Source organism: Mycobacterium sp. 155 (genome assembly GCF_000373905.1).
GTDB lineage: Bacteria > Actinomycetota > Actinomycetes > Mycobacteriales > Mycobacteriaceae > Mycobacterium.
In genome coordinates this window covers 153181-165819 of sequence record NZ_KB892705.1, presented here as the reverse complement: position 1 = coordinate 165819, position 12639 = coordinate 153181, and the positions used below count along the sequence as shown (strand labels likewise).

Here is a 12639-nt window from a genome sequence, read left to right as displayed (position 1 = left end):
ATGGCCGCGGCTGACGATCCTCTGCCGCCCGAGCAGAGCACCGCTGGGGATGCGGCGAGCGCCGCCTCCCCGGCGGTGCCTCGCCGTCGGGTACTCGGCGGTGCTCTGTGGGCGGGTGTCGGCGGTCTGGCACTGGGCGCCGCGGGCGGAGCTGCCGCAGGGTGGGCCCAGGCGTCGTCGGTACGACACGACGACAACGACACGATCGACCTCAACCGCAGCTATCCGTTCTACGGCCAGACACACCCCGTCGGGGTGGCCACAGAACCGCAACGTCACTGCGTGTTCATGTCCTTCACGCTCGCCGAAGGCGCCACTCGGAAAGACCTACAGACGCTGCTGGCCCGCTGGTCGGCAGCGGCGTCGGTGCTGCAGCAGGGCAACCCGGTGGGCGCGGTGCAGCCGACCAGCGAAGTGGCACCGCCTTCCGACACCGGTGAGGCCTTCGGGCTCAGTCCCGCCGGTCTCACCGTCACCATCGGCCTCGGCCCATCGATCTTCGGGAGCCGTTTCGGCCTGGCCGCGCACAAGCCCACTCTGCTGGCCGAGCTTCCGATACTCAACGGCGACAACCTCGATCCGCGTTTCACCGGGGGTGACCTCTCCATCCAGGCGTGTGCGGACGACCCGCAAGTCTGCTACCACGCCGTGCGCAACCTGGCTCGCATCGGCAGGCGGGCTGTGACTCCGGCGTGGGCGGTGCTCGGCTTCGGCCGCGCTTCGGCCGGGCCCGGACTGGAGACGCCGCGAAACCTGCTGGGGTTCATGGACGGAACGCGCAATGTCGGTACCGACGACCAATACTCCCAATTCGTGTGGGTCACCGATCGCGACCAGCCATGGATGAACGGGGGCACCTACCAGGTGGTGCGCAAAATCCGGATGCTGCTGGAAACCTGGGACACAGACCGGATCGGCAACCAGCAGGACATCTTCGGCCGGTTCAAGGAGAGCGGCGCACCGCTCACCGGCACACACGAAATGGACACACCAGACTTCGCTGCCAAGAACAAAGACGGAACCCCTGTCATCAACCCGCTCTCGCACGTCGCCTTGGCGGCGCGGGAAAACAACCACGGCTTGATGATTCGTCGGCGGTCGTACAACTACACCGATGGGCTCGACGCGACCGGCCAGCTCAATGCGGGCCTGCTGTTCGTGTCTTACCAGAACGATCCGGCGCACTTCATCACCCTGCAGAACCGGCTCGGGGCCAACGATCTACTCAACGAGTACATCCGGCACATCGGTTCAGCGATCTTCGCGGTCCCGCCGTCGCCAGAAGAGGGCCACTACATCGGCCAGGCGCTGTTCAGCTGAGCGGACGGCTGCACGCCGGGCTGCGCCCGAGCATTCCTCACGAGAAGCCGCGCAGGTGATTCCCAGCTCCTGCTAAGGTGAGGCACGCCTTGCTATGGCAAGCCAAGGCTATGTCTCTATACCCGGTCTAGCGAGGACGCTCATCATGATTGCCGGCGCAGACCCTGCGACCACCATCCTGGCAGCACCCAACATCACATCGCAGCTGTTCGGCAGCGGTCTGATCGGGCTGCGCGAAGGTCTCGAAGCCGCGATCGTCGTCTCGATCCTGGTGGCATTCCTGGTCAAATCGGATCGTCGCGACGCGCTGAAATGGGTGTGGCTGGGAGTCGGCGCAGCAATCACCATGACGATTGCCGTTTTTCTGGTGATCCAGTTGGGTGAGAACACCATCAGCGGGCTGAGTGCCGAGGCCATCGCCGGGGTCGCGTCGCTGATTGCCGTTGTGATCGTCACGACGATGGTGCTGTGGATGCGCAAGGCCGCCGCATCGATATCCGGCGAGCTGCGCACCGGTATGTCGCAGGCCTTGGAGACCGGTGGAGTCGCAGTCGCACTGCTGGCGTTCTTCGCGGTGGGTCGCGAGGGCGTGGAGACCGCACTGTTCATGGTGGGCTACGCCGAAGCCGAGACCGTATGGCCGCTGATCGGGCTGATCGTCGGCGTTCTGATCGCTGCGGCGATCGCATACGGCATGTATGCCGGTGCGGTCCGCATCAACCTCGCCAAGTTCTTCACCTACACCGGCGCCTTCCTGATCGTCGTCGCCGCCGGCATTCTGGCCTACGGGATCAAGGCGTTGCAGACGGTGGGCTGGCTGCCCGGTCTCGGCACCGTCGCCTTCGATATCAGCGGCGCATTCGACTGGTCCACCTGGTACGGCGAGATCATCCAAGGCGTCTTCAACATCGACCCGACCCCGACGGTGCTGCAGTTCACGGCGTGGCTGGTCTACCTCGTCGTGGTCCTGGCCTTGTTCTTCCGTCCCACCGGCTCAGCGGCGGCCAAGCCGGCCCCTTCCGATGCTTCTAGCACTGCCGAGTCGCCTGCCGACCCGGAATCCTCTCCCTCATCCGAAAGGTCGACCAAGTGAAGTTCACACCTGCCGTGAAGACCGGATTCGCGGCGACCGCCGCCGTGTTGGCCGGGCTCTCGCTGGCCAGCTGTCAAGCCAAGGAGTCCAGCCCCAGCGCCGAAGGCAAGGAGAAGGCCGCGCCGATCACGGTCGACGCTTCCGAGAGCGCGTGCAAGCTCTCGGGCACGACCGCCACGACAGGGCCGACCACCTTCGTGGTGACTAACAGTGGTGAGAAGGTCACCGAGTTCTACGTTTACGGCGAGGGCGAACGCGTGATGGGCGAGGTGGAGAACATCTCTCCTGGCCTCAAACGCCAGTTGATCGTGCAGCTCACCGAGCCGGGCACCTATCAGACCTCGTGCCGTCCCGGCATGGTCGGTGAGGGTATCCGCGGCGATTTCACCGTCACCGGTGACGCGATCCAGATCGACACCGAGGGCAAGTTCAAGGAAGCCGCCGACAGTTACAAGCGGTATGTGAACAGCCAGACCGATGCCCTGGTGCCCGCTACGGAGGCGTTCGCGGCGGCAGTCAAGGCCAAGGACGTCGCCAAGGCCAAGGCGCTGTACCCGACGACCCGCACCTACTACGAGCGCATCGAGCCGGTCGCCGAGTCGTTCCCGAATGATCTCGATCCGCGCATCGACCTGCGTGAAGCCGATCTCGAACCGGGCCAGAAGTGGACTGGGTTCCACGCCTTGGAAAAGCAGCTGTGGGTCACGGGTCTGCAGCCCGACGCTGACGCGCTGGCCGATCAGCTGGTGGCCGATGTCAAGGAGCTCGACGCAGGCGTGAAGGCGCCGACGTGGACGATTGATTCCACCCAAATCGCCGGTGGTGCGCAGGGCCTGCTCGACGAGATCTCCAAGAGCAAGATCACCGGTGAAGAGGACATCTTCAGTCACACCGACTTGTGGGACTTCCAGGCCAACGTCGAGGGCTCACAGACTGCGGTCGCCTCGGTGCGACCGATCCTCGATGAGCGCAACGCCGAGCTGGGCAAACGTGTCGATCAGCGGTTCGCCGAGGTGGAAAAGCTCCTCGAGAAGTTCCGTGAGGGCGACGGTTTCGTGGCGTACGACAAGGTGACCGAGGCCCAGCGCCAGGAACTGTCTCGCGCCATCGACGCACTCAGCAATGAGGTGAGCCAGGTGCAAGGTGTCATCGCCCACCAGTGAGACCCTGTCCCCTGATCCCGATGCCACACCGGATGCCGGCGGCTTTTCTCGCCGCAAGCTATTCGGCGCGGCCGGGGTCACCGCGGCGGTAGTCGGCGCGGCCAGCGCCGGTGCGCTGGCCGGCCGAGCCTCGGCGGCCAGCGCACCGCATGGTGATCATCTGACCCGTCCTGTGCCATTTCGAGGCGACCGGCAGGCAGGCATCATCACCGAGGCGCAGGACCGGATGCACTTCTGCTCCTTTGACGTCACCACCGACAGTCGCGCCGACGTCGTCAACCTGCTCAAGCAGTGGACTCGAATGGCCGAGCGCATGACTCTCGGCGAGGAGACCGAAGTCGGCGGAGCGGTCGACGGCAATCCCTATGCCCCGCCGTCGGATACCGGCGAAGCGTTGGGACTGCCGGCGTCACAGTTGACGCTGACGATCGGTTTCGGACCGTCGTTCTTTCTCAAGGACGGTAAGGACCGCTTCGGCATTGCCAAGCAGCGTCCCGCCGAGCTGGTCGACCTGCCAAAGTTCCCCAACGAGACGATGGATCCGGCGCGCTGCGGCGGCGACATCTGCGTGCAGGCCTGCGCGAACGATCCCCAGGTCGCCGTGCACGCCATCCGCAACCTGGCCCGCGTCGGCTTCGGCACCGTCGCGGTGCGCTACTCCCAATTGGGATTCGGCCGCACGTCGTCGACCACCCGCGACCAGGCGACCCCGCGAAACCTGTTCGGGTTCAAGGACGGAACGGCCAACCTCAAGGCCGACGAGACAGATCTGCTCAACCAGAACGTGTGGGTCGCCGACGGCGATGGGCCGGCCTGGCTGACCGGCGGCTCCTACCTGATATCCCGCCGGATCCGCATGCTCATCGAAAGCTGGGACCGCACCACGCTGTTGGAGCAAGAGCGCGTTATCGGCCGACAGAAGGGCAGCGGCGCACCCATGGGGTTGCAGCAGGAATTCGAGGAACTCGACTTCGACATTGCCGACGACAAGGGCGATCCGCTGATCGACAAGGACGCGCACGTCCGCTTGGCGTCGGCGCAGCATCTGGGTGGCATCGAGATCCTGCGCCGCGGCTATAACTTCACCGACGGGTCAGACGGATTCGGCCACCTCGACGCCGGACTTTTCTTCATCGCGTTCGTCCGCAGCCCCGAGAAACAATTCATCCCGATGCAGCGCGAACTCGCCCGCAAGGATGCGCTCAACGAATACATCACCCATACCGGATCGGGGATCTTCGCGTGCCCGCCGGGGCTGGCCGAGGGTGACGATTCAGGTTACTGGGGTTCGACGCTGTTCAACTGAACGATGGTTTGCGCGTTCAGCCGTTGGGACTCAACAAGATCTGGCCGAGTCGGGTGGTGGTGGCGACGCCGTCGTCATAACCACCCTGGCCATTGAGTCCGTTCATGATGGCCAGCGTGTAGCGCTGGTTGGGGCCGGCGAAGCCGACCGAGTTGATGACCCAGCCGCCCTGTTCCTCGGACCATCCGTTCTTGTTGCCCGGCGCCATCGACGGTCCGGCGCCCCACACACCCCACTGCTGGTCCGAGCTGACCTTCTGCATTTCCGCGATGACCGCCGCCGCATCAGACGGATTCAGTTGAGTCAGTGTGTAATTCATCAGCCGGTCGAGGTCGTTGGTGGTCGACTTCTGGAACCCCCAGTACGGGAACATGTCTCCGAAACCGGGCTGCGGCCGCAGATCCGTCATGCCGTAGCGCGGAAAGTCGGCGTTGAACACCCGGTGGTCCGGCCCGCCATAACGGCTCCACAACGAGTCAGCTGCGTCATTGTCGGAGTCCCGCAACATGTTCACCATGAGCTGCCGGTCGTTGGCCGACAGTCGCAATGCGCCAGCCCGCTCCCTGGTCAACAGGTCGACGACCATTCCCAGCTTGATGGTGGAGGCCGTCCAGATCATCGCGTTCGAGTTGGCGTTGGCGAAACGCGCACCCGTCGCGCGATCCCGCAGCACATAACCCACTGTGCCGGGTCGCGACGCCAGGTAGTTGTCCGCCGCGGCGAGGCGCGAGCGTAGATCACAACCGGTAGCCGCACAATCGGCGTTGGCCTGCGGCGCGATGGTTCCCAGGCACAGCGCCATGACGACGGCAGCCAACCACCGAACCCTCACCGCCTCACCCCTTCACTCATGCCCTCGTCACCGTAGTGCGGCGGGTGTAGGTCCAGCCTCGGCACAGGGTGCCCAGACCGAGCCGAGACCCGGCCGTTGCCGGTTTGTGACAGGTACGCCTCTCACCGCACTGGCGTCACAACAGTCACAGCAGCACCCGTTTCCGACTCATAGTCGTTGCGCCCGGCTGTTAGCGACAAAGTCGCGGAAAACGCCTCATGAGTACCACCATTCACTGCTGACCCAACCCGTCAATCCCACTGGCCACGGCAGTACCGCCAGCCGCGGCAGTCCCAGATTTGGGTTTGCGCGTTGACTCATCAAAAATGTCCGTTTCGTTGATTCGTTGCCTCATGTGACAGTGCCCGGTTGCGGCGTGTCGTTGCGGTGGTGGGGTGGGGGTGGGTTAGCGCCGGGGGATGGGGTTGACGTTGACGGAGCGCACGGCGGTGACCAGGGCGATCGCGGTGCGGTATGTGCAGGCGAGTCGGGACGAGAAGTCCCGGATTCTCGATGAGTTGTGTGCCACGACGGGCTGGCATCGCGATCATGCCCGCAAGGCGTTGCGGGGTGCGCTGCGGCCGCGGGTGGTGCGGGCGCGGCGGCCCCGGCCCCCGACCTATGGCCCGGAAGTCATTGAGGCCCCGGTGTTGTGCTGGAAGGTGGTGGGGATGCCGGCCGGTAAGCGGTTGGCGGAGGTCTTGGGTGAGTTGGTGGTGGTACTGCGCCGGTGCGGGGAGTTGGTCATCGACGATGCCACGGCAGGGTTGTTGGCGGGGATGTCGGCGGCCACCATTGATCGTCGACTGGCTCCGGAACGGAAGAAACACCAGCTTAAGGGTCGTTGCCGGACGAAACCGGGCACGTTGCTCAAGAGTCAGATCCCGGTGCGCACTTGGGCGGCGTGGGACGATGCGGTGCCGGGGTTCGTCGAGATCGATCTGGTCAGCCATGACGGTGGGGTGGTCACCGGGGTGCATGCCTACACGTTGACGGTCACCGACATCGCCACCGGTTGGACCGAGACCCGCAGCGTGTTGGGCAAAGGCGAGAAACGGGTGATGGTCGCGTTGAGTGAGATCGCGGCGGGGATGCCGTTCCCGATCCGGGGGGTGGATTCGGACAATGGGTCGGAGTTCATCAACTTCACCCTGTTGGAGTGGTGCCGAACGCGGCATATCACCTTCACTCGGTCGCGGGTGGGCAACAAGAACGATGGTTGTCACGTCGAGCAGAAGAACTGGACCACGGTGCGGGTCCTGGTGGGCTATCACCGCTACGACACGGCCGCAGAGGTGGTGTTACTCAACAAGATCTGGGTATTGCAGTCGTTGTTGGGCAACTATTTCTCCCCGCAGCAGAAACTCAAGTCGAAGGTCCGTCGGGGTTCCAAGGTGACCAAGAGGTATCACAAGGCCGCCACCCCGTACCGTCGGGCCCAGGCCCATGCGGTGGTCACCGCCGAGGAGGTCAAACACCTGGCCGAGATCTACGCCGGGCTCAATCCCGCCGCCCTGCAACGTCACATTCAAGCGTTGTGCGCTGAGCTGCTCACGGTGACCACCAGCAAAGCCGGTCCCCGACCGATCGCCCGCCTGGGGCGGGCACCGGTGGCTGAGGCAACGAATATTTCCACCCCCAACGCCTGAACCCGGACACCACCAATTGAGGCAACGATCACCGCCGGGCATTGTCCAATTGAGGCAACGAATCCCCCCGCGGGCATATTGACATGAGGCAACAGGACGCCCGCGCTGCAAGCGACAAAGTCGCTGATATGCGGGCACAGAATATTCTGTTGCTGATGCGGCCGCTGTTACTGCTAGTTCAGACGAGACTCGCGACGTGGTGCTCCAGTGAAATGCGTTGCAGCTGAGGTGATTTACGCGACTTTGTCGCTAACAGCCGGGCACAACGTACATGATTCCCAAGCGGGGACTGGCGTGACAGATGTGACTGCACACCGGACATGTCGGTGGTCGGTGGCATCGTGCGGTCATGTCGAACAAGCTGCTGCTCAAGGGAATCGAACTCCGGTACGTGCTGACGCTGCACCTGTTCCAACATGGAAAACAGTCAGTCGCCGACCTGGTCGATGCACTCGATGCCTACGGGTTCACCACCAAAGGTCGACCGTCGAAGGCGATATCGGATGCGCTTCGATGCGAGATCACCCACGGTCGAGTGTTCCGGATCAGGCACGGTCGGTATCGCCCGGCCTGGATGCCGCGTTCCACCGAATACCGCATTCGTGAGCGAGTGCTGACGCTGCGCGCCAAGGCTGCCGAACTGACGACGGTCAGTCGGTAGTGCGATCGCCGGCTTCAGACCCGGGCCAGTAGTCTCGCCATTCGTTCTCGGTGATGGTGCCCAACGGGCAGACATCGAGCGCTTCGGGGACATCGCCACCGCGACGGCCCGCAGCGACGTCGGCCTCCACCCGCCGCACGGTATCCATGAACTCCAACACTGCCGTACGAAGCTGATTTTCGACGTCAGTGTCGGCCGTGATTGCGACCGAAGTGATGGTCGCAGGTACCAGATCCGCAGGCAGACCGGCCTGCATCACCCGGGAGATCACCTTCTGCGCCAACGCCAGAGCCGGCTGACCGGTCGGCACGTCGTCCATGGCCGAGACGAGCGCATTCCCGACCTTCCGCTGTTTCTCGACAGCTTTGCGTTCCTCCCACTGGGCCAGCTGCTCGTCGAGTGAAATCGTCTCCCCGGCAAGCACTGCCGGCACGCGGTTACCGAGCTTGCGGACCAGCGCATCGGCGACGTCGTCGATGTTGAACGGGTGCACCGGCGCATCCTCGGCGATGCGGGCGTGGAACAACACCTGCAGCAGCACATCGCCGAGCTCCTCGCGTAGCTCGTCGGCATTGCCACCGCGCACCGCGTCGAACAGCTCGTAGGTCTCTTCCAGCAGATAACGACGCAGCGAATCGTGGGTCTGCTCACTCTCCCACGGCCCGTCGGTGCGCAGCTTGTCCATCATCGCCACCGCGTCGACCAGTCGCTCACCCGCTGCGGCCTTGGGCGCTGAGATCACCGTCTCGCCTGCAGCGATCCGGGCTGTAACCGCGGGATGCTCGGGGTCGGAAGACAACAGGACGGGCGCGGCTTCTCCTTCCACCGAGCCAGAGAGCCAAGACCGCGCCGCGGGCAGCGACCACGGCACCTTGACCGGCATCTCCTCGGTGTACTGCACGTCACCGGCAAGGTGCAGGATCGCGTCGACGGGAACCAGCGAGGGGCGGCGCGGATCAACGAGGACAACGGTCATCGGTTTTGCCTCCCTCCGAACTTGGCGATATCAGCCGATTCCTGGCTTTTCCCATTAAGTACCAGCACCAGAGCGGCCACCATCTGAACAAGTTCGAGATCGCGGATGCGGGACGCACCGATGCTGTCGCCGGCCCGCGGGATGGGCACCTGCACAGTCGAGGTGGTCGCCCGGTAATGCGCCCCGGGGTAGAGCCGCTTGAGCCGCAGCTGCGCCGAATCCGGCAGCACCATCGGCGAGAGCCGCAGCGTCGACGCCGACACCGCACCGATCTCGGTGATCCCGAACTCACGGCACAGCAGCCGCAGCCGAGCCACCGCGACGAGGCGCTCAGCGGGCTCGGGCAGCGGACCGTAGCGGTCGACGAGTTCGTCCACGACGGCTGTCACAGCGCCCTCGTCTGCGGCGGCAGCCAATCGTCGGTAGGCCTCCAACCGCAACCGATCACTGCCGATGTACTCCGGCGGCAGGTGGGCGTCGACCGGTAGGTCGATCCGAACCTCTTTCGGTTCTTCTGCTGTCGCAACGGTTTTGCCGTCGACCGCCGCTCGATACGCTTCTACGGCCTCCCCGACCAGTCGCACGTACAGGTCGAAACCGACTCCGGCGACGTGCCCGGACTGTTCGGCACCCAGTACGTTTCCCGCACCGCGGATCTCGAGGTCTTTCATCGCCACCGCCATGCCCGCGCCCAGATCGTTGTTCTGCGCGATGGTGGCCAACCGGTCGTAGGCCGTCTCGGTCAGCGGCGTCTCAGGTGGGTACAGGAAGTAGGCGTAGCCTCGCTCCCGGCTACGGCCCACGCGTCCGCGCAGCTGGTGCAGCTGAGACAGGCCGAACGTGTCGGCCCGCTCGACGATCAAGGTGTTGGCGTTGGAGATGTCCAGTCCCGTCTCGACGATGGTGGTACAGACAAGGATGTCGTATTCCCGGTTCCAGAAGCCCTCGACGGTCTTCTCTAACATCTCCTCGTTCATCTGGCCATGTGCGACAACGACTCTCGCCTCGGGCACCAGCTGGCGGATCCGGACGGCGGCCTGGTCGATGGTGCGCACCCGGTTGTGGATGTAGAACGCCTGCCCGTCGCGCAGCAGCTCACGACGCAATGCCGCGGCCACCTGCTTGTCGTCGTGCGGACCGACATAGGTGAGCACCGGATAGCGTTCCTCGGGCGGGGTGAGGATCGTCGACATCTCGCGGATGCCGGCCAGGCTCATCTCCAGCGTGCGCGGGATCGGTGTCGCACTCATGGTCAGCACGTCGACGTGGGTGCGCATCGACTTGATGTGCTCCTTGTGCTCGACGCCGAACCGCTGCTCCTCGTCAACGATGATGAGGCCCAGGTCTTTCCACGTAACCGCAGTCTGCAACAGCCGATGGGTGCCGATCACGACATCCACCGAACCGTCCTTCATGCCCTCGAGGACGGCACGCGATTCAGCCGGATCGGTGAACCGGGACAGTCCTTTCACGGTGACCGGGAAGCCGGCCATCCGGGCGGTGAAGGTCTGCAGATGCTGATCGGCCAGCAGCGTCGTCGGCACCAGCACGGCTACCTGCTTACCGTCCTGTACCGCCTTGAACGCTGCCCGCACCGCGATCTCGGTCTTGCCGTAACCGACGTCACCGCAGATCACCCGGTCCATCGGCACCGGCCGCTCCATGTCGGCCTTGACCTCGGTGATGGCCGTCATCTGGTCCATCGTCTCGGTGAAGCCGAACGCGTCTTCCATCTCGGCCTGCCACGGCGTATCCGGGGCAAAGGCATGCCCCGGGGCGGCCTGGCGCTTGGCGTACAACGCCACCAGCTCACTGGCGATCTCACGAACCGCCCTGCGCGCCTTGGTTTTCGTGTTCGCCCAGTCGCTGCCGCCGAGCTTCGACAGCGACGGTGACTCGCCTCCGACATAACGCGACAGCTGATCCAGGGAATCCATCGGCACGTACAGCCTGTCGGCCCCACCGCCGCGCTTGGCCGACGCGTACTCCAGCACCAGGTACTCACGGCGGGCACCACCGACCACCCGCTCGGTCATCTCGACGAACTTGCCGATGCCGTGCTGATCGTGCACCACCAGGTCACCGGCCGTCAGCGCCAACGGGTCGACGACGTTACGCCGTTTGGCCGCAAGCTTTTTGCCCTCTGTCGCGGTGCCCCGGTTACCGGTCAGGTCGGTCTCGGTGATGATCACCAGGTTCGCGCCCGGGAGTATCACGCCGTCGTGCAGCGGCCCCTTGATCACGCCGACAACGCCGGCCTTGGGCGCCGTGCCCGGCTCCAACATTGTTGCGGGCACCTCGGATTCGCCGAGCTGCTCGACGACACGGTGCGCGGTGCCGGTACCCGGCGTCACGACGGCCGCACAACCGCCGGTGGCGACATGGGCCCGCAGCATGGCGAAGATCTCGTCAAGACTCTGCCGACTACGGGCAGAGGGCGCCGCCCGCACATCGAGCTCGGTGGCCGACTCATCAGAAAACTGCGACAGCGTCCACCACGGGTGCCCTCCGGCCACCGCGCCGGCGCGTGCCTCATCGAACGGGACGAACCCCGATGACCCGAGTGCCTCGATGTCAATGGGCGCGTCGCCGCCGACCGCCGCCGTCGACCACGACGCCTCAAGAAACTCGCGGCCGGTCTTGATCAGGTCGGCCGCGCGGGTCCGCACCTTCTCCGGATCACACACCAGCACCGGGGCACCGTCAGGTAGATGAGCGGTCAGCGTCGTCGGCTCGACCGGGTGCAGCAGCGGCAGCAGCGACTCCATACCGTCGACCGGGATGCCCTCGGCCAGCTTGGCCAGCATCTCCGGCACACTGCCGGGCACGCTGTTCTCGTGGGTGGGGTGCTCGGCGGACAGGATCGCCGCGCGTTCGCGCACGTCCGCGGTCATCAGCAGCTCGCGGCACGGCACAGCGACCAGCGTCTGCACCGGAACCTCGGGGATCGACCGCTGGTCGGCAATCGAGAAGGCCCGCATATCGGAGATCTCGTCGCCCCAGAACTCGACCCGTACCGGATGCTCAGCTGTCGGTGGGAACACGTCGAGGATCCCGCCGCGTACCGCGAACTCACCGCGCTTACCCACCATGTCGACGCGGGTGTATGCCAGATCGACCAGGCGCGCGATCACGTCGTCGAAATCTGCCTCGGCACCCAACGACAGGCTGACGGGCTCGATCTCGACCACATCCGGCGACATCGGCTGCAGCAGTGACCGGGTGGTGGTCACCACGACCCGCAGCGGTGGCCCCAGTGTCGCGTCGTCGGGGCGGGCCAGCCGGCGCAGCAACAGCAATCGGGCGGCGACGGTCTCCACACCGGGCGACAACCGCTCATGGGGCAGCGTCTCCCAGGACGGGAACAGCGCGACGGCGTCGCCGAATACCCCGCGCAGCTCGGCGGTCAGGTCGTCGGCCTCGCGCCCCGTCGCAGCAACCACCAGCAGCGGGCCGTTCTGGGCCAGCGCGGCCGCGACCAGGACACGCGCACTGGTCGGTCCGACCAGCGCGATATCGGCGGGCCGATCGGCAGCGCGGTGAACGACGTCCTGCAGGGACGGATCGGACAAAGCCAGCTCGATGAGACCCGCGATCGGGGTCTGGACATGGGTGTGCCCCGGTGCGGTCATGATGTGG

At 65.1% G+C, this 12639-nt stretch carries 9 protein-coding genes; 6 read left to right on the top strand and 3 right to left on the bottom strand.

Annotated features, from left to right (window positions below):
• The 4 genes from B133_RS0100750 to efeB all read left to right on the top strand — a co-directional run bounded on the left by B133_RS0100750 (nucleotide 1) and on the right by efeB (nucleotide 4882).
• Entirely contained in the window at nucleotides 1-1320 is a 1320-nt protein-coding gene (locus B133_RS0100750; protein ID WP_018598794.1) for a Dyp-type peroxidase, read from the top strand.
• 145 nt (nucleotides 1321-1465) lie between these two features.
• Nucleotides 1466-2413 (top strand): iron uptake transporter permease EfeU, encoded by a 948-nt coding sequence (gene efeU, locus B133_RS0100745; protein WP_018598793.1) that lies wholly within the window; start codon nucleotides 1466-1468, stop codon nucleotides 2411-2413.
• Nucleotides 2410-3576 (top strand): iron uptake system protein EfeO, encoded by a 1167-nt coding sequence (efeO, locus tag B133_RS0100740; protein WP_018598792.1) that lies wholly within the window; start codon nucleotides 2410-2412, stop codon nucleotides 3574-3576. The genes efeU and efeO overlap by 4 nt, the downstream gene beginning before the upstream one ends.
• Nucleotides 3557-4882 carry an iron uptake transporter deferrochelatase/peroxidase subunit gene (gene efeB, locus B133_RS0100735; protein ID WP_018598791.1) on the top strand — a complete coding sequence of 442 codons (1326 nt, stop codon included), beginning with the start codon at nucleotides 3557-3559 and terminating at the stop codon, nucleotides 4880-4882. The genes efeO and efeB overlap by 20 nt, the downstream gene beginning before the upstream one ends.
• Nucleotides 4883-4898: 16 nt before the next feature.
• On the opposite strand, the gene B133_RS0100730 is transcribed toward efeB, so the two are convergent.
• Nucleotides 4899-5684: a hypothetical protein gene (locus B133_RS0100730; protein ID WP_018598790.1), complete on the bottom strand. Its 786-nt coding sequence runs from the start codon at nucleotides 5682-5684 to the stop codon at nucleotides 4899-4901.
• 449 nt (nucleotides 5685-6133) lie between these two features.
• Between B133_RS0100730 and B133_RS0100725 the strand changes: the two genes are divergently transcribed.
• Both B133_RS0100725 and B133_RS0100720 read left to right on the top strand, forming a co-directional pair.
• A complete protein-coding gene (locus tag B133_RS0100725; RefSeq protein ID WP_018598789.1) occupies nucleotides 6134-7363 on the top strand; it encodes a DDE-type integrase/transposase/recombinase in 1230 nt (409 codons plus the stop codon).
• A 349-nt stretch (nucleotides 7364-7712) separates the two neighbouring features.
• Nucleotides 7713-8024, top strand: a complete 312-nt coding sequence (locus tag B133_RS0100720) for a hypothetical protein (RefSeq protein ID WP_018598788.1) — start codon at nucleotides 7713-7715, stop codon at nucleotides 8022-8024.
• On the opposite strand, the gene B133_RS0100715 is transcribed toward B133_RS0100720, so the two are convergent.
• Both B133_RS0100715 and mfd read right to left on the bottom strand, forming a co-directional pair.
• The gene (locus B133_RS0100715; protein WP_018598787.1) at nucleotides 8014-9000 is read right to left on the bottom strand and encodes a nucleoside triphosphate pyrophosphohydrolase; all 987 of its coding nucleotides are present in this window, start codon (nucleotides 8998-9000) and stop codon (nucleotides 8014-8016) included. The genes B133_RS0100720 and B133_RS0100715 overlap by 11 nt on opposite strands.
• A complete protein-coding gene (gene mfd / locus B133_RS0100710; RefSeq protein WP_018598786.1) occupies nucleotides 8997-12632 on the bottom strand; it encodes a transcription-repair coupling factor in 3636 nt (1211 codons plus the stop codon). Before mfd ends, B133_RS0100715 begins: the two co-directional genes overlap by 4 nt.
• Between the last annotated feature and the right edge of the window lie 7 nt (nucleotides 12633-12639).